Annotated in this window: 21 protein-coding genes; 8 read left to right on the forward strand and 13 right to left on the reverse strand. The window is 61.0% G+C overall.

Going from position 1 to position 24,860, the window contains the following annotated elements; genetic code table 11:
* Positions 1 to 12 precede the first annotated feature (12 nt).
* The 3 genes from ACZ5J0_RS10275 to ACZ5J0_RS10285 are packed head-to-tail and all read left to right on the forward strand — an operon-like array spanning position 13 to position 3,800.
* A complete protein-coding gene (locus ACZ5J0_RS10275; RefSeq protein ID WP_464093069.1) occupies positions 13 to 1,695 on the forward strand; it encodes an FAD-binding dehydrogenase in 1,683 nt (560 codons plus the stop codon).
* 9 nt (positions 1,696 to 1,704) lie between these two features.
* Positions 1,705 to 2,730 (forward strand): alpha/beta hydrolase, encoded by a 1,026-nt coding sequence (locus tag ACZ5J0_RS10280; protein WP_464093070.1) that lies wholly within the window; start codon positions 1,705 to 1,707, stop codon positions 2,728 to 2,730.
* Entirely contained in the window at positions 2,727 to 3,800 is a 1,074-nt protein-coding gene (locus ACZ5J0_RS10285) for an alpha/beta hydrolase (RefSeq protein ID WP_464093071.1), read from the forward strand. The genes ACZ5J0_RS10280 and ACZ5J0_RS10285 overlap by 4 nt, the downstream gene beginning before the upstream one ends.
* Before the next feature lie 31 nt (positions 3,801 to 3,831).
* Here the strand turns inward: ACZ5J0_RS10285 and ACZ5J0_RS10290 are convergent, their stop codons facing one another.
* The 3 genes from ACZ5J0_RS10290 to leuA form a co-directional block, all read right to left on the reverse strand.
* The gene (locus tag ACZ5J0_RS10290) at positions 3,832 to 4,656 is read right to left on the reverse strand and encodes an isoprenyl transferase (RefSeq protein ID WP_464094718.1); all 825 of its coding nucleotides are present in this window, start codon (positions 4,654 to 4,656) and stop codon (positions 3,832 to 3,834) included.
* Between the two features lie 2 nt (positions 4,657 to 4,658).
* Entirely contained in the window at positions 4,659 to 5,411 is a 753-nt protein-coding gene (gene recO, locus ACZ5J0_RS10295; RefSeq protein ID WP_142939115.1) for a DNA repair protein RecO, read from the reverse strand.
* An 85-nt stretch (positions 5,412 to 5,496) separates the two neighbouring features.
* On the reverse strand, positions 5,497 to 7,236 hold the full coding sequence (gene leuA / locus ACZ5J0_RS10300) for a 2-isopropylmalate synthase (protein ID WP_091467727.1): 1,740 nt from the start codon (positions 7,234 to 7,236) through the stop codon (positions 5,497 to 5,499).
* 249 nt (positions 7,237 to 7,485) lie between these two features.
* Between leuA and ACZ5J0_RS10305 the strand changes: the two genes are divergently transcribed.
* A complete protein-coding gene (locus tag ACZ5J0_RS10305) occupies positions 7,486 to 9,438 on the forward strand; it encodes a M13 family metallopeptidase (protein WP_464093072.1) in 1,953 nt (650 codons plus the stop codon).
* Between the two features lie 73 nt (positions 9,439 to 9,511).
* On the opposite strand, the gene ACZ5J0_RS10310 is transcribed toward ACZ5J0_RS10305, so the two are convergent.
* From ACZ5J0_RS10310 to ACZ5J0_RS10330, 5 genes are all read right to left on the reverse strand, one after another.
* Positions 9,512 to 11,074, reverse strand: coding sequence for an LCP family protein (locus ACZ5J0_RS10310; protein ID WP_223940370.1), 1,563 nt, complete (start codon positions 11,072 to 11,074; stop codon positions 9,512 to 9,514).
* 106 nt (positions 11,075 to 11,180) lie between these two features.
* Entirely contained in the window at positions 11,181 to 12,143 is a 963-nt protein-coding gene (gene era / locus ACZ5J0_RS10315) for a GTPase Era (protein WP_374206996.1), read from the reverse strand.
* A complete protein-coding gene (locus ACZ5J0_RS10320; protein WP_142939111.1) occupies positions 12,127 to 13,458 on the reverse strand; it encodes a hemolysin family protein in 1,332 nt (443 codons plus the stop codon). Before ACZ5J0_RS10320 ends, era begins: the two co-directional genes overlap by 17 nt.
* Positions 13,455 to 13,928, reverse strand: a complete 474-nt coding sequence (gene ybeY, locus ACZ5J0_RS10325) for an rRNA maturation RNase YbeY (RefSeq protein WP_142939110.1) — start codon at positions 13,926 to 13,928, stop codon at positions 13,455 to 13,457. The genes ACZ5J0_RS10320 and ybeY overlap by 4 nt, the downstream gene beginning before the upstream one ends.
* Positions 13,925 to 15,025 (reverse strand): PhoH family protein, encoded by a 1,101-nt coding sequence (locus ACZ5J0_RS10330; protein ID WP_142939109.1) that lies wholly within the window; start codon positions 15,023 to 15,025, stop codon positions 13,925 to 13,927. The genes ybeY and ACZ5J0_RS10330 overlap by 4 nt, the downstream gene beginning before the upstream one ends.
* 443 nt (positions 15,026 to 15,468) lie before the next feature.
* Here ACZ5J0_RS10330 and ACZ5J0_RS10335 point away from each other — a divergent pair, with 443 nt between their 5' ends.
* Positions 15,469 to 16,341, forward strand: a complete 873-nt coding sequence (locus ACZ5J0_RS10335; RefSeq protein ID WP_142939142.1) for a GerMN domain-containing protein — start codon at positions 15,469 to 15,471, stop codon at positions 16,339 to 16,341.
* 27 nt (positions 16,342 to 16,368) lie between these two features.
* On the opposite strand, the gene ACZ5J0_RS10340 is transcribed toward ACZ5J0_RS10335, so the two are convergent.
* The 3 genes from ACZ5J0_RS10340 to hrcA are packed head-to-tail and all read right to left on the reverse strand — an operon-like array spanning position 16,369 to position 19,327.
* Entirely contained in the window at positions 16,369 to 17,142 is a 774-nt protein-coding gene (locus tag ACZ5J0_RS10340; RefSeq protein WP_142939108.1) for a 16S rRNA (uracil(1498)-N(3))-methyltransferase, read from the reverse strand.
* 2 nt (positions 17,143 to 17,144) lie between these two features.
* Positions 17,145 to 18,269, reverse strand: coding sequence for a molecular chaperone DnaJ (gene dnaJ, locus ACZ5J0_RS10345; protein ID WP_142939107.1), 1,125 nt, complete (start codon positions 18,267 to 18,269; stop codon positions 17,145 to 17,147).
* Between the two features lie 50 nt (positions 18,270 to 18,319).
* Positions 18,320 to 19,327, reverse strand: a complete 1,008-nt coding sequence (hrcA, locus tag ACZ5J0_RS10350) for a heat-inducible transcriptional repressor HrcA (RefSeq protein ID WP_062069563.1) — start codon at positions 19,325 to 19,327, stop codon at positions 18,320 to 18,322.
* A gap of 191 nt (positions 19,328 to 19,518) precedes the next feature.
* Here hrcA and ACZ5J0_RS10355 point away from each other — a divergent pair, with 191 nt between their 5' ends.
* The gene (locus ACZ5J0_RS10355) at positions 19,519 to 20,370 is read left to right on the forward strand and encodes a DUF3097 domain-containing protein (protein ID WP_464093073.1); all 852 of its coding nucleotides are present in this window, start codon (positions 19,519 to 19,521) and stop codon (positions 20,368 to 20,370) included.
* 122 nt (positions 20,371 to 20,492) lie between these two features.
* Positions 20,493 to 20,906 carry a DUF4870 domain-containing protein gene (locus tag ACZ5J0_RS10360; RefSeq protein ID WP_026005318.1) on the forward strand — a complete coding sequence of 138 codons (414 nt, stop codon included), beginning with the start codon at positions 20,493 to 20,495 and terminating at the stop codon, positions 20,904 to 20,906.
* A gap of 52 nt (positions 20,907 to 20,958) precedes the next feature.
* On the opposite strand, the gene hemW is transcribed toward ACZ5J0_RS10360, so the two are convergent.
* Together hemW and lepA are read right to left on the reverse strand one after the other, a co-directional pair.
* A complete protein-coding gene (gene hemW, locus ACZ5J0_RS10365; protein WP_142939104.1) occupies positions 20,959 to 22,188 on the reverse strand; it encodes a radical SAM family heme chaperone HemW in 1,230 nt (409 codons plus the stop codon).
* A complete protein-coding gene (gene lepA / locus ACZ5J0_RS10370; RefSeq protein WP_187697191.1) occupies positions 22,189 to 24,042 on the reverse strand; it encodes a translation elongation factor 4 in 1,854 nt (617 codons plus the stop codon).
* 159 nt (positions 24,043 to 24,201) lie between these two features.
* Here lepA and ACZ5J0_RS10375 point away from each other — a divergent pair, with 159 nt between their 5' ends.
* Complete coding sequence (locus tag ACZ5J0_RS10375) at positions 24,202 to 24,744, forward strand: type II toxin-antitoxin system PemK/MazF family toxin (RefSeq protein WP_464093074.1); 543 nt, start codon at positions 24,202 to 24,204, stop codon at positions 24,742 to 24,744.
* Positions 24,745 to 24,860 lie beyond the last annotated feature (116 nt).

Genomic DNA, 24,860 nt, shown 5'->3' on the forward strand with positions numbered 1-24,860 from the left:
TAGCATGTAGGCATGCCGCTGGATAATCGTGATGCAGATCATGGAACCCAAAAGGTCAGTGCAGACATTGTGGTGATAGGCGCGGGCTTAGCCGGGCTGGTTGCCGCTGCCACGGCGTATGCAGCCGGCAAGACCGTGGCAGTCCTGGACCAGGAACCGGAGGCATCCGTCGGCGGCCAGGCGCACTGGTCATTTGGCGGACTCTTCATGGTCAACACGCCGGAGCAGCGGCGGTTGGGAGTGAAGGACAACGCTGAACTCGCCCTATCAGATTGGCTTGCGTCGGCAGCATTTGATCGGATCCAAGACGGCAACGCAAGGAAATGGGCCGAAGCATATGTCGACTTCGCGTCAGGCGAGAAACGTCAATGGCTGCGGAGCCTCGGTGTTGGCATTTTTCCGCTGGTGCAATGGGCGGAGCGTGGCGGCTACGGGCCGCGGGGCCACGGCAACACAGTCCCCCGATTCCATGTCACGTGGGGAACCGGACCCGCGCTGGTAGAGCCGTTCCTCGCCAAGGTGCGCGAGGGCGTTGATAACCGCAGAATAAGTCTCCACTTCAGGCACCGCGCAGCGTCGCTGACCAGGGCAGCGGGCAGCGTCACCGGCGTTTCCGGAGACGTACTGGAGGGGTCGACGGCGGCGCGAGGCCAGCAGTCCGGACGCAGGGTCGCAGGCAGCTTTGAGGCAAAGGCAGGCGCCGTGGTGGTGACGACCGGCGGCATCGGAGGTAACCACGCAGCTGTCCGCCGACGATGGCCGGGCAACACTGCACCGGATGACATGCTCAGCGGAGTACCGGCGTCCGTTGACGGCGACTTCCTGTCCGCGGTTGAATCCGCCGGCGGTTCCTTGATCAACGGCGACAGAATGTGGCATTACCCTGAAGGAATTCACAACTACCACCCCGTGTGGCCCAATCATGGAATCCGGATTCTGCCCGGGCCTTCCTCCCTATGGCTGGATGCAGAAGGCCATCAGCTGCCCGCGCCATTGTTCCCGGGCTTTGACTCACAGGGAGCACTTCGACACATCGTGGGTACGGGACATGGATACTCTTGGTTTGTCCTTAACCGCACCATCGCCCTCAAAGAACTGGCACTGTCCGGGTCCGAGCAGAATCCTGACCTCACGAATAAGGACGTACGTCTGCTCGCATCGCGTCTGCGACCCACGACGGACGCGCCCATTCAACGCTTCCTGGACCGGGGCGCTGACTTCCTTCAGGCATCATCTCCTGCGGGTCTTGCCGAACGTATGAACCAGCTCTCAGGAGCCTTCTTGATTGACGCTGCTGAACTTGGGGCAGTGATCCGTGCACGGGATGACCAGGTGAGCAGCGGCTTGGGCAAAGACCCCCAGCTGGCCGCCATCAGGGCGGCGCGCCGATTCGCTACCGACAAACTCATGCGGGTTGCTCCCCCGCACCGACTGACAGATCCCCAACACGGTCCCCTGATTGCCATCCGCCTTTCTGTGGTGACGCGGAAAAGCCTGGGCGGAATCACCACTGATCTGCACTCCCGGGTGCTTGACGGAGACGGTATGGCCATCCCCGGCCTCTATGCTGCCGGCGAAGCGGCCGGCTTTGGAGGCGGTGGTATCCACGGTTACCGGGCCTTGGAAGGGACATTCCTGGGAGGTTGCCTCTTCACCGGGAGGGCTGCCGGCTGGCACGCCGCTGCCAGTGTCTAAGCTGGAGCCATGGAGTGGACCGCTGACATATTGGGAACCGACTTCCAATCCTGCGGCCTTGAGGCCGCGGGCCCGGATGGCGTCATCCGGCATGCCACGCTGATCCGGTACAGGGCCCAGCCAGGAATTCAGGCCAGCGACGACCCCCAGCCACCGGCAAAGCGCTACGGCGCCATACTTTTCCTGCACGGTTGGAGTGACTACTTCTTCAATACGGAGCTGGCGGGCTTCTGGGCCGACCAAGGCTACGATTTTTACGCGCTGGACATGCACAACCATGGCCGGAGCCTCCGTGCCGACATGCCGGGCGGCTATGTTGCCAACCTGACCGACTACGACGCCGAGATTGAAGAAGCCATCACCACCATTCATGCGGATCGCGGTGTTTCCCCAACCGGAAGCCTGACACTGATGGGCCATTCAACCGGGGGTTTGGTGGCAGCGCTGTGGGCCAGCCGCCATCCCGATAGGGTCCAGTACCTGGTCCTCGACAGCCCATGGGTGGAGATGCACGGCAGTTCACTGGTGCGACGCGCCGCGCAAGCCATGGTGTCTCCGCTTGCTAGGATCCGCCCCGAGACCATCTTGAGGCTGCCTGAGCGCGGCTTCTACTTCCGGAGCATCAGCAGTACCGCTGAAGGGGAATGGACCCTGGATGAAAACTACCGGCCTCCGCTTGCGTTTCCGGTCCGAGCCGGCTGGCTGAGTGCTGTGTTTGCCGGCCATGCACAAGTGGCCCGCGGCTTGATGCTGGAGATGCCGGTCCTCGTGCTGACGTCCACCACCAGCGCCAACGGTATGGTGTGGCAGGAATCGATGCGCCGTTCCGACGCCGTGCTCGACGTGGGTGTCATCGCTTTGCGGGCCATGGCTTTGGGGCGGACAGTTACCCTGGAACGCATCGATGGAGCCCTCCACGATGTCTTTCTCTCTGCCCCGGCCGTGCGGAAAGACGCCTATGCACGGCTTGCCCGGTGGGTCAACGGATTCATGGACAACAAGGAGCCGGAGCATCGGCGGGGAGGAGACACATGACCACCACGGAGGAGTCGGTTTCGCTGTGGCAACCGGACATTCTTGGCCACGGATACGAGTGCATGCGCTTGCCTATGAAAGCCGATGAAGAAGGGCCGGTCACGGCCACGCTCGTCAGGTACGCACCGCCGGCAACCCAACCGTCCCCGCCAGGGATGCTTGACTTCCTGGCCTCCTTTACGAAGCGCAAACGACGCCCCGCACCAGCTGATCCCGGCGGAGCACCCAGAGTAGTTCTCTATTTGCACGGGTGGGCTGACTATTTCCTGCAAACCGAACTTGCCGAGTACCTGACGGCATCCGGCTTTCATTTCTATGCCCTGGACTTGCGGAAGTTCGGCCGCAGCCTGCTGCCAGGGCAGACACCTGGCTACACCTCGGACCTCGGCGTCTACGACGAAGACCTCGCAGCGGCCTTACGCGAGATCGAACGGGATGTCGCGCGAAGGACGGGTAGTTCCACGTCGCCTACCATCCACATGCTCGCCCACTCCTTGGGCGGGTTGATCGCTGCCCTCTGGGCGGACCGCCATCCCGGCCGGGTGGGTACACTCGTCCTGAACTCGCCATGGCTCGAACTCCAGGGAAGTAGCTTGGTCCGCAGCATCGCCATGCATCTGGTTGAACCATTCGCCCGGACCGATCCCAAGCGTCCTTTTAGATTTCCGGAAATGCCTGCGTACTGGGAAAGCGTCAGCAACGAGGGACATGGTGAGTGGATCCTGGATCCGGTGTGGCGGCCGCGGGCTTCGTTTCCCATCCGGGCTGGATGGACAAAAGCGGTGCTGGCAGGCCACGCAGCCGTAGAGCGCAAGCTCAACATCGACGCGCCCGTGTTGGTTCTTCTGTCCGGGCGGACACGGATCCAAGCCGAATGGACTGCGGACCTAATGCGCGCCGATGCGGTCATCGACGTCGAGGAGACCTCACGGAGGGCCCTGGGCCTTGCCCGGCGGACTGCTGTGTTCCGCTATCCCGGAGCCCTGCACGACGTCTTTCTCTCACGGCGGACCGTCCGCCAACAGGCTTACCGGGACGTGGCGGTGTGGCTGGCTGCTTATCCGTACTGATTTAGCAAGTGCATGCTACTTCGCTGGCGTGCTACTTCACGGCCGTCGCAGCGTCCACGGCCCCACCATAGCGACGGTCGCGTTTTGCATAAATTTCGACGGCGTCCCACAACGTCCGCCGGTCGACGTCCGGCCACAAGGTGTCCATGAAGACGAACTCCGCATAAGCGGATTGCCACAGGAGGAAGTTGGACAGCCTCTGCTCCCCGGAGCTGCGGAGAAAAAGATCCACGTCAGGAAGGTCCGGTTCATCCAAGTACTTCTGAATCGTCTTCTCCGACACCGATCCCGGCTTCAGACGGCCGGCGGCGACGTCGTGCGCGATGGCTGAGACGGCGTCGGCAATTTCTGCGCGGCCGCCGTAATTAACACACATGGTCAGGGTGCAGGTGTCATTGGCGCGAGTGTAGTCCTCGGCCTCTTCCAACTCCTTGATCACCGAACCCCACAAGCGGGGTCGGCGACCGGCCCAGCGGATCCGCACACCCCACTCGTCCAGCTGGTTGCGCTGGCGGCGTAGTACATCCTTGTTAAATCCCATGAGGAAACGGACTTCCTCGGGTGATCGGCGCCAGTTCTCTGTGGAGAACGCATAGACACTGACGTACTTGATTCCGAGTTCGATGGCTCCTGCCATGACGTCCAGGAGGGCCGGCTCCCCCGCCTTGTGCCCCTCTATCCGCGGCAGGCCCCGCAGATTGGCCCACCGCCCGTTGCCGTCCATGACTATCGCCACATGCTGCGGGATGAGCTCACTTGGAATGCTTGGCGGTACCGCCCCGGAAGGGTGCCTGTAAGGGGCGACTACCGGAGCCGTCCTAGCCATGGTTGCTTTATTCTTCTTACCAAGTGCCACTGTCAGCTTCGCTCCACGTGTTTGAGTGATTTCAAGGCCCGTTCCAAGTGCCATTGGAGGTAGCTTGCCACTAAGCCCGCCGCCTCCCGTCTGTGCCGCGGGTCCGACGCATCAGCGACGCTCCACGTGCCAGTCAGCAAGGCACCAAGCAGCACCACAGTCTCCGGCGCGGGGGCCGGCGAACCCGGGGGCCTGCAGTCGCTGCAGACCATGCCTCCCACGGGAGCTGCAAATGCTGTATGAGGGCCGGGGCGGCCACAACGTGCGCAATCGGTGAAGCTCGGTGCCCAGCCACCTGTGGCCAACGCCCGTAAAAGATAGGAATCGAGAATCAGTTCCGGCGGATGGTCCGATCGGCTCAAGGCAGCCAAAGCACCCACCAGCAGATTGTAGTGCGCAGTCCCTGATTCGGTGTCGACATCAGTGAGCTTCTCAGCAGTCTCTGTCATGGCTGCAGCCACTGTGAAACGTCCGTAATCGGCGGCGATGCTGCTTCCGTACGCACCCTTCGCTACGGCCTGCGTCACAATGTCCAAGGTCCGGCCTTGAACAAGCTGCAGGTCAGCCACCATGAAAGGCTCAAGCCGCGCCCCGAACCGGCTGCTGGTCCTGCGGACGCCCTTGGCCACGGCACGAACCTGGCCGTGGTGCTTGGTCAGTAACGTAATGATGCGATCCGCCTCGCCCAACTTGTGGGTGCGGAGCACCACGGCATCGTCCCGATAGGACCGTGCTGCAAACGACGGATTGGCCACAACTAATCTTCGCACTTTGCCGGGGTCCGGCAGTGTTCGCCGGACCGTGTGGTGACGGTATTTCCCGTCACCACACGGCATGTGCTTAAGCCTGAGCGTCGCGGACAGCCCGGTTTACGGCCGAAATCAGCGCCTTGAGGGAAGACGTGGTGGTGCTGGGGTCAATTCCAACGCCCCACAAAACGCGCTCTCCAACAGCACATTCGACGTACGCCGCCGCACTTGCGCTGCCGCCCTCGGACAGGGCATGCTCGCTGTAGTCCAGCACCCGCACGTCAACGCCGTCGTGGTGCAGGATGTCCAACAATGCCGCTATGGGACCATTGCCGTGGCCGGTCCGGCGGACTTCGACGCCGTCGATGCGCAGGTTTGCGTTCATGGTCATAGCACCCGACTCGTCAGTCTCAGTGCTTACACTGCCCAGTCCATAGCGGCCCCACTGTGCTTGCTCTTCTTCAGAGGGCAGGTATTCGTCCTGGAAGATTTGCCACAGTTGGGCACCGCTGACCTCGCCACCCACGGCGTCCGTACGACGCTGGATAACTCCGGAGAACTCGATCTGGGCCCGCCTGGGCAGATCGAGGTTGTGCTCGTTCTTCAGCAGATAAGCCACGCCGCCCTTGCCGGACTGCGAGTTGACGCGGATCACAGCTTCGTAGCTGCGGCCCAGATCCTTGGGATCGATGGGCAGGTACGGCACCTGCCAGGTGAAGTCATCAACCGATTTTCCGGCGGCAGCAGCGTCTTTCTCCAGCGCCTCGAAGCCCTTCTTGATGGCGTCCTGGTGTGAACCGGAAAAGGCGGTGAAGACGAGGTCGCCACCGTAGGGTGAACGCTCCGGAACGGGCAACTGGTTGCAGTACTCCACGGTGCGGCGGATTTCATCAATATCGGAGAAATCGATCATGGGGTCCACACCCTGGACGAACATGTTCAAGCCCAGCGTTACCAAGTCCACGTTGCCGGTTCGTTCGCCGTTGCCAAACAAGCAGCCTTCAATGCGATCGGCACCGGCCAGATAACCGAGTTCAGCAGCAGCGACGCCGGTGCCGCGGTCATTGTGCGGGTGGAGGGAAATGATGATTCCCTCGCGAGGGTGCAAGTTTCGGTGCATCCACTCGATGGAGTCGGCGTAGACGTTGGGCGTTGCCATTTCGACAGTGGCCGGCAGGTTGATGATGACCTGCTTGTCAGCCGATGCCTCGAAGACGTCGGCAATGGCGTTGCACACGCGAGCGGCGTACTCGAGCTCGGTTCCGGTGAAGGACTCAGGCGAGTACTCATACGTAATGTGCGTATCCGTCAGGGTCTCTTCGTACTTCTTGCACAAGCGCGCACCCTGAAGCGCAATGTCCAAAATGCCGTCCTCGTCCTGGTTGAACACCACGCGACGCTGCAGAACGGACGTGGAGTTATACAGGTGAACAATTGCCTGCTTGGCGCCAACCAAAGACTCGTAGGTGCGCTCAATCAGATGCTCACGTGCCTGCGTCAGAACCTGGATGCTGACATCATCCGGAATATGGCCACCCTCAATGAGTTGGCGAACAAAGTCGAAGTCGGTCTGCGACGCTGACGGGAAACCAACCTCGATCTCCTTGTAGCCCATCTTGACGAGCAGCTGGAACATCTTCAGCTTGCGAGCCGGGCTCATGGGATCAATCAGCGCCTGGTTGCCGTCCCGCAGGTCAACTGCGCACCAGCGCGGAGCCTTGGTGATGACTTTGTCGGGCCAAGTACGGTCCGGAACCTCAACGGAAATCTGGTCCTGGAACGGCAGGTAGCGGTGAATCGGCATACCGGAGGGCTTTTGTGCATTACGCATGACGTGTGGCCTTTTCTCTAAGAACTAAGTGAAAGCTTAGCCGGACACAACGGAACTCCGCGGCGAGGATGGCCCAGCTTCAGATAGCTTTCAGGCCTCGCCGCGGCAGCTAAGAAGAAGCATCGCCGTACGCACAAATTCACAGTAACACGATGCGTATGATGACAGTGCAACACCTCATGCAACGTCCACTATGCAGACGCCGCGACGGTGGCAACGCCGGCTGCAGTGTCCACACAAGGAGCCACAGTGCCACAATCGGGGATCTCTCTTTCGAATATCGATCACAGCGTCCGGCCCCAGGACGACCTTTATCAGCACGTCAACGGCGCGTGGCTCAACAGCACAACGATCCCCGACGACAGGCCGCTGGAAGGTACCTTCACCGCCTTGCGGGATGGCGCCGAATTGGCCGTCAAGGCGATCATCGAAGAAGCGGCCGCCAAGGGAGAGTCAGCCACCGGCGTCGAACAGAAAGTCGGCGGTCTCTACGCCAGCTTCATGGACGAAGAAGCAGTCGAAGCAAAAGGTATGGACCCCGTGCGAAGCCGCCTTGATGAGGTGCAGGCGGTGGGCTCTGTGGAGGAACTGGCTGCCCTGATGGGACGCCTGTTCCGCTCAGACGTCTCCGGGCTCTTCTCCATCTACGCTGCTCCGGACGCCGGCAACCCCGAACGCATCCTCCTGTATATCGGGCAAGGGGGCCTGGGCTTTCCGGACGAGTCCTACTACCGCGAAGAAAAGTTCGCGGGCATCGTGGCTGCCTACGGTGAATACATTACAAAGCTTTTCAATCTCGCGGGTATCGCGGACGCGCAAGCTTCCGCACAGCGCATCGTCGCACTGGAAACCGCCCTGGCGTCCCACCACTGGGACAACGTCACCCTGCGCGACCCCCAAAAGACCTACAACCTCAAGACCGCAGATGAAGCAGTGGCAATCTTCCCCCTGCTCGACACGTGGTTCCAGGCAGCGCGGGTAGACGCAGCAAAGCGGAGTGAAATAGTGGTGAGCACTCCGGACTTCTTTGCAGGCGCTGCGGCTTTGCTGGAATCCGAGTCGCTGGAAGCATGGAAGGAATGGCTGACACTCCGGGTTCTCAGCTCGGCCGCCCCGTACCTGTCATCAGGGTTCGTCTCCACGAACTTCGACTTCTACGGCACCACGCTTAGCGGTACGCCACAGAACAAAGAGCGGTGGAAGCGCGGGGTGGCAGTGGTCGAAGCAGCCCTCGGCGAGGCCGTGGGCCAGATCTATGTTGATCGGCACTTCCCTGCGGGACACAAGGCAAGAATGGAGACGCTGGTCTCAAACCTGATCGAAGCCTACCGGGAGAGCATCTCCTCCCTGGCGTGGATGGGTGCGGAAACCAAGAAGGAAGCCCTGAAAAAGCTGGACGCATTCCGTCCAAAAATCGGCTTCCCGGAAAAATGGATCGACTACTCTGCCGTCGAGATCGACCCCACGGATCTTCTTGGCAACGTCGAGCGTGCCCATGATGCGGACGTGAACCGGCACTTGGATGAAATCGGCAAGCCGGTCGATCTGACAAAGTGGCTCATGACACCCCAGACGGTCAACGCCTACTATCATCCAATGCTCAATGAGATCGTCTTCCCTGCGGCTATCCTTCAGCCCCCGTTCTTCACTGCGGATGCAGACGACGCAGTGAACTATGGCGGCATCGGCGCGGTGATCGGTCACGAAATCGGCCATGGTTTCGACGACCAAGGATCCCAATTCGATGGCAGCGGCGCGCTCCGCAATTGGTGGACCGAGGACGACCGGACAGCCTTCGAAGCCCTGACGGCGAGGTTGGTTTCCCAATACGACGCTTTGTCCCCCTATGCTGCGCCGGAGCATAAGGTCAACGGCAAGCTGACCCTGGGCGAGAACATCGGCGACCTCGGAGGCCTGACGATTGCCTACAAGGCCTACCTCCTGAGCCTGAACGGAGCCGAGCCGGAGGTCATTGACGGCTTCACGGGATTCCAACGATTCTTTATGTCGTGGGCTGCCGGCTGGCGCCAAGTGATCCGCACTGAAGAAGCCATCCGGAGACTGGCTACCGACCCCCACTCCCCCAACGAGTTCCGCACCAACGCCATTGCCCGTAACCTCGACGCATTCCATGCAGCATTCGCCGTGACTGAAACCGACGGCATGTGGATGGAACCCGGGGAACGCGTCAGCATCTGGTAGTACCCGCATGACACAACGGCCGGCCAGTTCAAAAACTGGCCGGCCGTTGTTGTTTGCTCCTAATGCATGGAACCTATTGCTGATCGATGTACAGGGGATTCACCTGTTGGCACACGGCATCGTTAGCTGTTTGGTTGACTACATCGGACGGCACCGAAGCCGCACCGTAAGCGGTCCCCGTGCCGAAGTCAGTACCCACGTAAAGCTGCACTCCCGCCACACCCGGGGACTCCTGAACCTGAGCGGCAGGGATGCCGAAAAGTGTAGCTACGTCAGCAGCAACGTCCGCAAAGCCCGGTCCGTAATAAAGCACCGTCTGATCCACCGGATTAGCCAAGTAGGACACCGTCTGGGCGAAGCCGTTGCCAGTGAGCACGGTCATGAGCTCCTGCGCCCTGGTTGGAACGCCGCTGCCGTTGGCGACGGCCACCGGCTGAATCGCTTTGTCATACGCAGGTGCGGCAGGCGTAGTAGCCGTGGGCTGTGGGGCCGGGCTTTCGCTCGGTACAGGAGTGGACGTCGCACCAGGCGTCGTGAGGTCAAGATCGGCACGAAGCGCGGCGAACAGCTGTGACGCTTGGGGCTCGACGAGCTCCAACCTGTTAAGGTCCACCGCTGCCTGCTGCGTGGGCACCGCTACGAACGCCACCTTGGAAACATCAATGTCCTTGAGTCGCCCGCCAATGGTCAACAGTGAAGGAACTGACGCCAGGCCCTCGTCCACGGTCAGGTTCTGCGTGACCACATCTGCGATCTGCAGCAGCCTCTGCGGGTTACCCAGAGTCCCCTCATCCTTAAGCTTCCGGGTGAGGGATGAAAGGAACGCTTGCTGACCCTTGATGCGGCCAAGGTCACCTCCATCGCCGAAAGCATGCCTGGTCCGGAGGAATGCCAAAGCCTGTTCGCCTTCCACCAAGGAATCCCCCTTGGCGAGGCGGAGCCGGGAATCCGGGTCAAAGACCGGATCACTGACGCAAACGTTCACGCCACCCACAGCATGCGAAAGCTCCTTGACTGCGTTGAAATCGGCCATCATGAAGTGGTCGATTTCCAAACCGGTGAGCTTGTTGACCGTATCCACGGCGCAACCGATTCCAGCTTCAGCCATGGCCTCGTTGATCATCACGCCGCTGCGGGCAGGGAATGTCTGGTTGTTGGTGCGGTCGGTGCACTGCGGCACATCCACCAACAGGTCTCGCGGGAAACTCAGCACATTGACGCGTTTGTTATCCGCGGAGATGTCCAACAGCATCATGACATCGGAATGGCCATAGCCGGTGGAGTCCTCGGTGCTACCGTATTCGGCATTCTTTCCGTCACGGGTATCGGAGCCAAGGATCAGGATCTGCAGTCGATCCGTTTTGTCATCCACCAGCGGGTCACCGGCATTACGGGTTTCCCCGGCGCTCAAGGGCGCCTTGGTGATGTTGTTCTGCAGCCGGATAAACCAAAAAGCAGCAAAGGCAACGCCGGCAACCAGGGCAACGGAGACTACGCCGGTGACAATCTTCAACCAAAGTGGCAGCCCCTTGGGCACCCTCATATGGCGAGGGGTGCCGTCGGCATCCTCACCATGGCGTGCCCCCGCGGGGCCAGCGGTGCCGGTGCCCTGCGGGCGGGCGTCACGACGTCGCACTATTCGGTTTACCTTTCATCAAACAGCTGGATCCCCGCAATCATAGTTGCCGTTTCTGGGAAGTTCCTTATCGGGCCTCAAGCCACGCCGGATCCAGCGACGCGAATCAGAAGCCGAGTTTGACCAATTGCTTGGGATCGCGCTGCCAATCCTTAGCCACCTTGACGTGAAGATCGAGGTAGATGCGGGTGCCGAGCAGAGTCTCAATACCCTTTCGGGCGTTGGTTCCCACCTCTCGCAAACGGCTTCCGCCCTTGCCGATGATGATGGCCTTCTGGGAAGGCCGCTCAACGTAAAGGTTCACGCGAACATCCAACAGCGGGTTGTCCTCGGTCCGGCCTTCGCGGGGAACGATTTCCTCCACCACCACAGCGAGCGAGTGGGGAAGTTCATCGCGGACGCCCTCAAGGGCCGCTTCGCGAATCAGCTCTGCGATCATGACGGCCTCAGGCTCGTCAGTCAGCTCGCCGTCAGGATACAGCGGAGGTGAGGACGGCATGTGGCTGATCAGGACGTCTGCAACAGTGGAGACCTGAAAACCGTCGGCGGCAGAGACAGGGACGATGTCGGCCCAGCCCTGCTCGCCAAGAACCTCGCGGCCCAACGCGGCGACGGCGAGCAATTGCTCCGTCAACGCCTGACGATCCACCAGGTCGGTTTTGGTCACCAGTGCCACGATGGGCTTGCGTCCGACGGCGGCCAGCTGAGCGGCGATGTATTTGTCGCCGGGGCCGATTTTTTCGTTGGCCGGCAGACAGAAACCGATTGCATCGACTTCCGCCAGGGTGTCTGCAACAAGTTCGTTGAGCCGCTTCCCCAGCAGGGTACGTGGGCGGTGAAGTCCGGGAGTGTCCACAAGGATCAATTGGGCATCATCGCGGTGGACGATACCGCGAATGGTGTGCCGTGTAGTTTGCGGTTTGGCCGAGGTGATGGCCACTTTCTGGCCAACCAACGCGTTGGTCAGCGTCGACTTACCCGCGTTGGGCCGGCCCACCAGCACCGAGAAGCCAGCGTGGAAGCCACCGAAGTCTGCATCGGCGTCAAATTTGTTATTTTGCTTGCTCACGTGGAACTCCCTGTTGCGTTGAGTCGGCGTCATCGAGTAGGTCTTCAAAGTCAGTGTCTTCCTTTGGCATGGCTGCCGCAATGATGTGGCTGACTCTGTTTCGGCGACCCTCCAGCCTATCTGCCCGGAGCGATATTCCGTTCACTTCAACGGCGCTCCCCACAATGGGAACCTGCCCAAGGGCCTTTGCGAGCAGACCGCCTACTGTATCCACCTCGTCGTCGTCCAGATCGATGTCGAAAAGTTCACCCAAGTCATCGATGCTCATGCGGGCGCTTACTCGATATGTACCATCATCGAGGTGAACGGCCTCTTCGGCGGCGGCGTCGTACTCATCCACGATCTCGCCAACAATTTCCTCGATAAGATCCTCGAGGGTGACCAACCCGGCGGTGCCGCCGTACTCGTCGATGACGATCGCTACGTGTGTGGACTCTTTCTGGAGTTCCCTGAGGAGGTCGCTCACGGGCTTCGATTCCGGGACATACCGCACGTCCCGGGCGAGTGAATCAACATCGTGAACTTGCAGTCCTGGTTCCCTCCGATGCATGGCCGCAGCCACATCCTTGAGGTACAAAATCCCACGGATCTGATCGGTGTTCTCCCCGATGACGGGGATCCTTGAGTAACCAGACCGCAGGAAAAGGCCCATTGCCGTTTCGAGATTCGAGCCCGTACCGATGCTCACAATATCGGTGCGGGGTACCATGACGGAACGCACCAAAGTATCACCAAAATCAAAGACCGAATGAATGAGTTCTGCCTCATTGTCTTCGATCATGTCCGACTCGGCGGCACGATCGACGAATTCGCGAAACTCTTCCTCGCTGACGAAAGCGTCGTCGCCACTTGGGGCGCCGGGGGCGACTGCCTGTCCCAGCGCCACCAACCAGCCGGGGATGGGCCCTAGTATCCAGCAGAGGAACCTGATGAGCGGGGCGGTGAAACGAACGACGGGTCCGGAGTGCGCCCGGCCCAACTGCCGAGGCGAAACGCCGACCAGTACAAACCCGATCACCGCCATGATCCCCGTAGCTGCAAGTCCGGCGAGCCAGACGTTGTCCAGCAAACTGTGGAGGACCACGGCGACGGCGACTGCTGCCGCCATTTCAAACCAGACCCGCCAAAAACGCAGAGCGCGCATATGTGCGATCGGGTTCTTGAGGATACCGCCCAGGGCCTTGCCCTTGCTCCGCACTATGGATTGTTCGGCCTCATGCCGGGGCAGGAAGTTCAATGCAGCCTCGGCTGCAGTCAGCAGTGCAACGAAGCTGAGGAACACCAGCGCCATGCCGACCAGGATGATCGAGGTCACTGCATGGTCTCCATGGGGGCATCCTTGCCCAGGAATTCAGACAGCAGTTCCCGCTGCAAACCGAACATCTCTTCTTTTTCCTCCGGCTCTGCGTGGTCAAAGCCAAGCAGATGCAGAATTCCGTGGGTGGTCAGGAGCAGCATCTCATCCTGCGTCGCGTGGCCTGCGTTTGCTGCCTGCACCTCTGCCACCTGCGGGCAGATGGCGATGTCACCCAGCATGCCTTGTGGCGTGGGCTTGTCCGGGGTGCCCGGCGTCAATTCGTCCATGGGTACGGACAAAACGTCCGTAGCCCCGGGCTCGTCCATCAGTTCGATGTGCAGTTTCTCCATGGCCGGTTCATCGACAAGGAGGATGGACAGTTCTGCCTGGGGATGGATGTACAAACGCTCGAAGATGAAGCGGGACAACGTCACCAGTTGGGCCTCGTCCACCGCTACACCGGACTCGTTGTTTACTTCAATGCTCATTGACGTTCTCCACGTTTGTAGTGCGCTCCGGGTTTATATTGTGTGCTCGCGACGTCGCTGCTATGTGCGTCATCCCATGCGCTGTAGGCGGAAACGATGTCGGCAACCAAACGGTGCCGCACGACGTCAGCGGCTTCCAGGATCGAGAAATTGACGTCGTCGATTCCCTTCAGGATTTCCCTGACGATTCGCAGGCCGGACGTCGATCCGGACGGCAGGTCGATCTGCGTGACATCACCGGTAACCACCATTTTTGAACCGAAACCCAGACGTGTAAGGAACATCTTCATCTGCTCCGGTGTGGTGTTTTGGGCTTCGTCCAGGATGATGAAGGCGTCGTTCAGCGTGCGTCCGCGCATATAGGCCAACGGGGCTACCTCGATGGTTCCTGCAGCCATCAGGCGGGGAATGGACTCGGGATCCATCATGTCGTGCAAGGCGTCATATAGTGGGCGAAGATAGGGGTCAATCTTGTCGCTCAGCGTGCCGGGGAGGAAGCCCAGCCGTTCCCCCGCTTCCACGGCTGGCCGGGTCAGGATGATCCGGCTGACTTCCTTCGTTTGCAAGGCTTGCACCGCTTTGGCCATTGCAAGATAGGTCTTGCCGGTACCTGCCGGGCCGATTCCAAAGATGACGGTGTTCTCATCAATGGCGTCAACGTAATTCTTCTGATTCAGCGTCTTGGGCCGGATAGTCTTACCGCGGCTTGAGAGGATGTTATGGGTCAGCACATCGGCAGGATTCTGCACGGACTGGGCCCTCAGAAGGGACACGAGCTGCTGAAGGATGTCCGGAGTCACCACGGTCCCCTTCGCCACGAGCCCACGGACTTCCTCCAACAGACGCATAACGCGTGGAATGACGGTGGAAGGGCCTGTCATGGAGAGCTCGTTGCCACGGACATGGAAACTGACGTCCTGGAACTGTTCCTCGATGTACCGCAAGGCTTCGTCGTGGCTGCCCAACGAGTGAACCATCTGGTCGGAGTTGTCGAACGTGACAACTTCCGTGCGCGTACCCGGTAGTGTGTGCGGGAACTCGGTGGGCGGCTGGTTGCCGTTTCCGGTCCTAAGCCGCCCGTTCAAAGATTCACTCATAGTGTTGGCCTTAGGCCTTTTCTCCTCCGGTTGGTCGTGTTACCTGCCATCGATTCGGCATTCGTGGCCGCTGTATGGGGCACGTCCGGATGCCGGAATGTCTTCAATCCTACGCCAGCCCGGCCTGCGATGAACCGAAACCACCGGCATCATCCGGCGCCTACCGTCATGGCGTACATTTTGTCTCAACTCGGCATCAAGCGGGTATCAATCATGTTTCAGTTGGCGCTGATCCGCGCAATCCCGGCCGACCGCCGTCGACGATGTGCCAAGCTGGCATAGCGGGTGGCATCCAAGCATCCTGCGGCCCGGCTCCGTTGGCTGGGAATCGGCGGCTGGGGCCGCCATGAGACACAAGGTTAGGCAGGACACCCATTTCGGAGCCAGGAAGCATTGGAGATGGCGCGCGCAGACGGACAAAATCCGTTATCGCTGTGCCGGCGATGCTTGCTGTCCTGTTGCTCACTGGTTGCATAGCCAACGGCGGCGATTCCCAAACCGGCACGAGTTCGCCATCCGTCAGCGTTAACGACGCGCCAGCCAGCCAGGCACCGCTGGAAACTACGCAGGCTTCCACGAAGATCCCGGTTTACTGGATTGGACGCAGCAAGGAACAGGTTTATCTCTACCGTGAGTTCAGGGATATCTCCAGCGACGGAAACCCCGTGACCACCGCACTCCGGATCATGATGTCCGAAAAACCCCTGGACCACGACTTCTTCACCCCCTGGCAGGCCCCCGAAAGCCTGGCCACCTCCATCTCCGGCAAGAACGTCATCACCGTTGATATTTCGCGGGATGCCTTCAACTCAAACCTCGACGCCGGAATGGCGCAGCGCGCTGTCCAGCAATTGGTCTACACGGCGACGGCGGCAGCCTCGTCCTCGGGGCTCATCAACTCCGGCCAGCAGATCCAGGTTGTCATCCTGGTTGACGGACACACGGACTACATGGCGTTTGGGCAGGTAAAGCTCGGCCAACCCATGGAACGGAACGCATCCTTGGTGGCACCTCTGTGGATCATCGATCCGCAAGAGGAAACAACTCTGCCTGCCGGTGTAGTCAAGTTCAATGGCCGCAGCACCGACAGTTCAAAGCCGGTCAGCTGGCAGATTCTGCAGGAGAATGGCAAGGGCGAAAAGAGCAGCCTGCTCACCGGGAGAACGCAAGCAACCGGTGCGCCTGGTCAATACGGAGCCTTCACCTTCAGTGCCACACTGAAGGCCGGCAAATATGAGCTGCGGGTTTCACAAGTGGATGAGGCCGGCGCAACCATCGAAACGAGCACCGACACCCGCCTGTTCAACGTCGGTTAGCTGCGGGTTCGACGAGCTGCGGGGCGGCTACCAGCGGCCCAGGACGTCACTTGCAAGAACGACGGCGGCGGGTCCCGCCGTCGAGGACCTCAACACGTGGTGACCCAGAAGTGCCGTGACGGCACCGGCGTCACTGAGCCGCGTTACCTCTCTTGGTGAGATGCCACCCTCCGGTCCGACAATCAAGAGAACCTCGCGAGGGGTCCCATCATCTCCAGTCCGGACCGCAACCGACTCTTCAAGGACGGTCCGCAGGGGGTTCTTGGCGTCTTCATGCAGGATGATGGCCACATCAGCGGCCGCGACGGCCTTCGCCAAAGCGGCAGTGTCCATCATGGACCGTACCTCAGGAATCCAAGCACGCCGCGCCTGCTTGGCTGCCGCCGTGACCACGGACTGCCACTTCGCGTGCGCCTTGGCGGCCCGTTCGCCTTTCCAACGCACGATCGCCCGCTCGGACTGCCACGGAATGACGGCGTCTATTCCGAGTTCCGTGGCAGTCTCGATGGCGAGTTCGTCCCGATCGCCCTTGGCAAGTGCCTGAACCAGCACCAGCCGGACCGCCGGCTGGTCCTCGAGGACTACCTCGGATGCCTTCACTGTGAGGGTGCTGGAACCGGCGTCAACCACGGCGCCAGTCAACCGCATGCCCGAACCGTCGGCTATGTCCACGGGCTCACCCACGGCCAGTCGCTTGACGGTGACGGCATGGCGCGCCTCAGCACCTTCCAACACAAATGTGGACCCGGGGATCAGCTGGTTAAGGCTTCCCGCCGGTGTAAAGAAAACCGGATTGCTCACCGCTACAGGTTACCGAGCTTGTCCCGAAGCTTCGCGAACATTCCGCCGCTTGCCACCAGCTTTCCCTCGGTAAACTGCTCGCCGCGCAGCTTGGCGAGCTGCTGCAGGAGTTCCTCCTGGGCGGGGTCGAGCTTGGTCGGGGTCTCCACGTGCAAGTGCACCTTGAGGTCGCCGCGTCCGTAACCCCGGAGGTGCGTAACACCCAAGCCGCGCAGGGTAATGACTTCGCCGGATTGGGTACCGGCCTTGACGTCGATGTCCTGCGCGCCGTCGAAGGTGTCCAGCTGCAGTTCGGTGCCAAGTGCCGCAGCGGTCATGGGCACACTTAGTGTTGCGTGGAGGTCGTCGCCTTCACGCATGAACATGGAGTCGTTGTTGACCCGGATCTCCACATAGAGATCGCCAGCGGGGCCTCCAGCGGGGCCCGCTTCACCCTGCCCGGACAGCTGGATGCGTGTACCAGTGGCGACACCGGCCGGAACCTTGATGGTGAGGGAACGACGACTGCGGATGCGGCCCTGTCCATTGCACTCGTTGCAGGGGTCCTTAATGACTGTGCCGAAGCCTTCACACGAACCGCAAGGGGCGGCAGTCATGACCTGGCCCAGGATGGAACGGACTGCCCGTTGGACCTGGCCGCTGCCACCGCAGATGTCGCAGCGTTCCGGGTGGGTGCCCGGGCGGCAGCAACTGCCATCGCACGTGGGGCAGATCACGGCGGTATCCACTTCAAGCTTCTTGTTGACGCCGAAGACGGCGTCCTTCAAATCGATGCGGACGCTGATGAGCGCGTCCTGGCCCCGCCGGACCCGGGAGGCCGGTCCGCCCTGACCGCCGCCACCAAAGAAGGTGTCGAAGATGTCCTGGAAGGCAAAACCCTGGCCGGCGTAGCCGCCACCGAAACCGTTGTCAGTGCCGTTTTCATTGCCCGTGGCATCATAGACCCGGCGCTTTTGGGGATCGGACAACACCTCGTAGGCGTGGGTCACGGCCTTGAACTGTTCCGCGACATCTTCACCGGGGTTTACGTCGGGGTGCAGTTTCCGCGCCAACTTGCGGTACGCCTTTTTGATCTCTTCCCCGGTGGCTTCCGGCGAGACTCCCAAAACGTCATAGTGGCTGCTCAAAGTCGGTATCTCTTCCTTGTTGTACTACGGATGTTTCCTCGGACCGGTGTTTAGCCGCCGAGAATGCGGGAAAGGTAACGGGCCACGGCTCGTACTGCTGCCATGGTGGTGGGATAGTCCATGCGTGTGGGACCGAGAATCCCCACCTTGGCACCGGAGCCATAGCCCGTAGCTACGACGGAGGCCTCCGCCAAGCCATCGTAGGGATTCTCGCGTCCAATGCTCACGGTAACGCCGCGGGGATCATCCCCCATGTCAGATAACAACCGGAGCATGACAACTTGTTCCTCGAGTGCCTCCAGCACAGGGCCTATGCTCAGGGGGAAGTCAACGTTGGAGCGGGCCAGGTTTGCCGTTCCAGCCATCAGGATGCGCTCTTCGCGGCTGGTGTCGCTCAACGATTGAAGCCCCTGGGCCAACGTCTGCGCCAGACTGCGCAGTTCCGGCGGACACAGCGCAACGACAGAAGGAAGCACTTGAGGCAAAAGCGCCAGCTGTGTGCCGGCAATGTTGCCCAGGAACCGGGACCTCAGGAGCATCAGGGCCTCATTGCTCACATCGGACCCAGCGTCGATGACCTTCTGCCCCACGCTGCCGGTGTCCGCAATTAGGACCACGAGGACCTGTTGAGGGGCCAAGAGGACGAATTCCACGTGGCGAACAAGCGCGCGGTTCGAATGCGGGTACTGCACAACGGCCACCTGGTTGGTCAGCTGTGACAGAAGCCTTACGGTGCGCTCCAAGATGTCGTCGACATCATCGGGGCCCTCGAGCAAAGAATGGATGGCCCTGCGCTCGGCCGCTGAGAGCGGTTTGACCTGCGAAATGCGGTCAACGAAAAGGCGATAGCCCTTGTCAGTGGGGATTCGACCGGCACTGGTGTGAGGCGCCGCAATCAGGCCTTCCTCTTCCAAAACCGCCATGTCATTCCTGATGGTAGCGCTGGAAACGCCAAGATGATGCCGCTCCACGAGGGCCTTGGACCCGACAGGTTCCCTGGAATGCACGTAATCCTCAACGATGGCACGCAGCACTTCGAGCTTGCGCGGCTCACTCAATGCTCCACCTCCTGACGACTGCCATGGTTCTTCCGACCGGTCAACGCGGGATCCCGCTCAGACCTCCACACTTAGCACTCAACATGCCCAAGTGCTAACAAGTCTAGTATGAGCCACCCCGTTGTTAGCATTGAAACCTGCCGCGGGCGGCTTCGGCCCGCACCGTAAACCAGCACAAAGGTAGGAATCCCTTGGCTTTGAAAAATTGGGGCCCGCAGGATCTGTCCGCTCCGGCCAAACAGAAGCTGCCGGAAGTAGCCGTGCAGCGGGGAATGGTCCTCGAGGACGTGCAGTCGGGCTGGGTGGGTGAAGTAACCCGCGTTGAGAAGTCGGGCGGAATGCACGTGGTCTCCTTGGAAGACCGGCGTGGAAAGACCAAATCGTTCCAGCTGGGCTTTGGCTTCCTGCTCGAAGGTCAGGCTATCCGCTTGATGCCTCCCGCCCCCCGCACCGCTGCATCCGGGGTTCCGTCCGGCCGGACGGCCTCGGGTTCCGTCAGGGTCCAGGGGCAACGGGCACAGGTAGCCAAGGCCAGCCGCATTTGGGTGGAAGGAAAGCACGACGCCGAACTGGTGGAGAAGGTCTGGGGTGATGATCTCCGGGTGGAAGGCATCGTGGTGGAGCCATTGCACGGCGTTGATGACCTGAAGTCCGCCATCGCCGACTTCAATCCCGGCTCAGGCCGCCGGCTTGGAATCCTCGTGGACCACCTTGTGCCCGGGTCCAAAGAGTCCCGAATTGCCGCCGAGGCCATGACGGTCCCGGGGGCTGCGGGAAACGTCCTCATTGTTGGACACCCCTACGTGGATGTCTGGCAGGCGATCAGGCCCAAGGTCCTGGGCATTGAGGCCTGGCCCGCCGTACCCCGCGGGATCGATTGGAAGACCGGAATCCTCAGCGCGTTCGACTGGCCCCATGAGACCCCTGAGGACATAGGCTTGGGCTGGCAACGCCTTCTGGGCGCAGTCCGCACCTATGCCGACCTTGAGCCATCGCTCTTGGGACGGGTGGAAGAAGTCATCGATTTTTTGACGGTTCCTTGAGGTGGAGTCCTTCAGGTATCAGCAACTACCGTGTCAACGGGGCGTTGGTCCCGGCAAGTGCGTCGGTGCCGGTATTCTGGGACAGCAACACCGCAGCATCTTTAAAGCAAAGGGAAGACAACGTGGCAGATAACGCTCCTGAAGAACCGGGCAGCGCCGCAGGCCGGCCCCAGTACCATGGCGCGCCTGCCAACGCACTCCCGTTGACAGCCAGCGAGGACAGGCAATGGGCTACTCTGGCCCACTTTGGCGGCATCCTGGGATGCCTGCCGTCCCTTCTGATTTACCTGATTTTCCGGGATCGTGGACCGTTCACCGCACAGGAATCCAAAGAAGCGCTGAACTTCACGCTGCCTCCCACCATCGCAGCAGTTCTGGCCAACATTTTGGTCCTTCTTCCTGTGGTCGGCAACATCTTCGCCGTCATCGCCACCGCGATCTGGGTTGCCCTGACGTGTTTCTCCGTCTCGGCGGGCATCAGGGTAAACCACGGGCAGCCTCACCGTTACAAGGTCAACCTGCGCTGGATTAAGTAGCTCACCTCCGCTCGTCCAGGACTGCTTGCTCCGACGGGCATGAGCCCGCGGGTCAGTCGGGCAGGATCCTTCGAACTACGGCGTCAGCCAGGAGACGACCCTTCAGCGTAAGGACCAAACGGCCCTTGAACGCCTGAACAGGGTCCACCAATTCGTCGGCAATAAGCCCGGCCATCGCGTGCCGTCCGATCGCGTCCAAGGCATCTACGGACAACCCTGTGCCGAGCCGTGCCTCCAGCATAATGCGTTCGACTTCCCGGGTATCGGCATCGAGGGTTTCCCGCCCGGCAGCCGGAGAGCTAGCGCTCCCGAGCCTCGAGGCGTACGCCGTGGGGTGCTTGACGTTCCACCACCGGACACCCCCCACGTGGGAGTGGGCGCCTGGACCGATACCCCACCAGTCATCTCCCCGCCAGTAGGCAAGATTGTGCCGGCAAGCCTGGTCCGGCGTCCGCGACCAGTTGCTGACCTCGTACCAGTGCAAGCCCGCTTCGGAGATCATTTTGTCGGCAAGCTCGTATTTGGAGGCGTGGTCGTCGTCATCAATCCCGGGCACCTCGCCCCGGCGTATCTGGGCGGCCAGCTTAGTGCCATCCTCAACGATCAGAGCGTAGGCACTGATGTGGTCCGGCTGGTACGACAAAGCGGTTTCGAGTGACAGCTGCCAGTCACCCATGGACTCTCCAGGGGTGCCGTAGATAAGGTCCAGGCTCACGGAGAGGCCGGCTTCCCGCGCCCACTGCACAACAAGAGGCACCCGGCTCGGTGTGTGGGTGCGGTCCAGGACCTTGAGCACGTGGGGTACGGCTGACTGCATGCCGAAGGAGACCCTGGTGAAACCTGCGTCGGCCAGAAGCTTCAGGGATTCAGGAGTTACTGAATCCGGGTTGGCTTCGGTAGTTACCTCGGCGCCGGGTTCCAGCCCCCAATGGCCGATGGCGGCCCTAAGGATCCGGGCCAGGTCCTCTGCCGGGAGAAGGGTGGGCGTGCCACCCCCAAAGAAAACAGTACTGAGGGGACGACGGGGTAACCCCGAGGCGTCCAGTGCCAGAGAGGCGAAGTCCAGTTCAGAGACCGCCGTAGCGGCGTACGCGTCCTGGGAGGCGCCGCCACCGAGTTCGGTGGCAGTGTAAGTGTTGAAATCACAGTAGCCACAGCGCACGGCGCAGAACGGTATGTGGACATAGAGCCCGAACTTGCGGTGCTCGACGCCGGCCAACACCTGCGGAGGCAAGATGCCATCCGCAGGTGCCGGGTCGCCCAAAGGGAGGACGCTGGGCATTTACTTCTTGGCCTTGTCCTTGGACTCATCGGTGGTCAGGGCTGCGATGAATGCCTCCTGGGGCACCTCCACGCGACCGACCATCTTCATGCGCTTCTTGCCCTCTTTCTGCTTCTCGAGCAGCTTGCGCTTACGGGTGATGTCACCGCCGTAGCACTTGGCAAGAACATCCTTACGGATCGCTCGGATGCTCTCGCGGGCAATGATGCGGGATCCGATGGCGGCCTGGATGGGCACTTCGAATTGCTGCCTGGGAATCAGCTCACGGAGCTTGCCGGTCATCATCACGCCGTAGGCGTAGGCCTTATCGCGGTGGGTGATGGCGCTGAAGGCATCAACTTGTTCACCCTGCAGCAGGATGTCGACCTTGACCAGATCCGCCACCTGCTCGCCGTCAGCCTTCCAGTCCAGTGAGGCGTAACCGCGCGTCTTGGACTTCAGGAGGTCGAAGAAGTCGAAGACGATCTCCGCCAGCGGGATCCAGTAGCGGAGTTCGACGCGGTCCTCGGACAAATAGTCCATGCCTCGCATCTGGCCACGGCGGCTTTGGCATAGTTCCATGATGGAACCGACAAACTCGTTAGGTGCGAGGATGGTGGCGGACACCATGGGCTCCCGGACCTCGGAGATCTTACCGGTGGGGTATTCGCTCGGGTTGGTGACATGGATGACCTTCTTGTCCTCGAGCGTTACCTCATACTCCACGTTGGGTGCAGTGGAGATAAGGTCCAGGTTGTACTCGCGTTCGAGTCGATCACGCGTGATTTCGAGGTGCAGAAGGCCCAGGAATCCAACGCGGAAGCCGAAGCCCAGTGCAGCGGACGTCTCAGGCTCATAGACAAGCGCAGCGTCGTTAAGCATCAGCTTTTCAAGAGCGTCACGCAGGACCGGGTAGTCCGTACCGTCCAAGGGGTAAAGACCGGAGAAGACCATCGGCTTGGCGTCAGCGTAACCGCTCAGCGACTCCGACGCGGGCTTGGCGAGGTTGGTGACAGTATCGCCCACCTTGGACTGACGGACGTCCTTTACACCGGTAATCAGGTATCCCACTTCCCCCACACCCAGGCCTTTGGAAGGTGTGGGCTCCGGGGAGCTGACACCAATTTCCAGGAGTTCGTGAGTAGCCCGGGTGGACATCATCTGGATGCGTTCGCGGGGATGCAGCATGCCGTCCACCACTCGGACGTAGGTAATGACGCCGCGGTAAGTGTCATACACAGAATCGAAGATCATGGCACGGGCCGGAGCATTGGGATCGCCCACGGGGCCGGGGAGGTCGCGGACGATTTTATCCAGCAGCGCCTCTACGCCTACGCCGGTTTTGCCGGAAACCTTGAGGACGTCCTCAGGGTCACCACCAATGAGGTTGGCAAGCTCCGCAGCGTACTTCTCAGGCTGGGCGGCCGGGAGGTCGATCTTGTTCAGCACGGGAATGATGGTGAGGTTGTTTTCCATCGCCAAGTAAAGGTTGGCAAGAGTCTGAGCCTCGATACCTTGGGCAGCATCCACCAGCAGCACTGCACCTTCACAGGCCGCCAAGGAGCGGGAGACCTCGTAGGTGAAGTCAACGTGGCCGGGTGTATCGATCATGTTGAGCGCATAGCTCTGGCCATCGAGTTCCCACGGCATGCGGACAGCCTGGGACTTGATGGTGATGCCGCGCTCACGTTCGATATCCATACGGTCCAGATACTGGGCCTTCATGTCGCGTTGCTGAACGACGCCGGTGTACTGCAGCATGCGGTCGGCCAGGGTGGACTTACCGTGGTCGATGTGGGCAATAATGCAGAAGTTCCGGATGATGGCCGGATCTGTTGCGGCGGGCACCGGTGCGGTGCGGGCCATGGGAGACACGCAGGATCCTTACTGTCGACACTCGCACGGCAATTCCTGCAACTGGGCAAAGGCCAGCCGGAACACGCCGCGCATCTGATCCTCTAGTCTCCCATGAACCGGCGCTTCGCCGTACATTGCGTGCCCGGCTTCAGCCGTAGACGGTTGTAGCGTTGTCACATGGCTTTCGACTTGCGCCCCTTGGGCAAACTCCTCCTGCGATCACTCAAGGCTCTGGGAGGCAGCACCACCAAAGCCGGCACCCCCTCCGGCGCCACCGGTCAAGGTCCCTCCAGCCAGCGAAGCCGGCGGACCGCCGTCGAGCGTCAACCGGGTCCCTACCCCGGCGACTTTCGCGGTTCGGTCAGGGTCAGCTACTCCCCCAAGCCCGATGGCCAACCGGATCCTGGTGAGATCGTGTGGAGCTGGGTCCCTTACGAAGAAGACCACACTAAAGGAAAAGACCGCCCCGTACTCCTCATTGGGCGGGACGGGCAGTGGCTTCTAGGGCTCATGCTGACCTCCAAGGACCACGACAACGGCAACAGGGCCGGAAACTACGTTGATATCGGTGCAGGTTCCTGGGATCGGCAAGGCAGGCCAAGTGAGATCAACGTGGGCCGCATCATTCGCCTGGATTCGGAGGCCGTCCGGCGCGAAGGCGCCGTCCTGGAAAAGGCTCAATTCCAAGAGGTAGTCCGCGCCCTTCAAGAGCGGCATTAGCTGCACTGAGACCAGGAGTCGGCGCGAGTCCCGACTTTCTGCTATCCTTTATAGCTGTGTGTCCGTGCAGGTCGACGGCCACGCATGGTTGGCTGCCATAGGCATCCCCACGCCGC

The sequence above is a fragment of the Arthrobacter sp. DualSoilB13 genome (genome assembly GCF_055389195.1).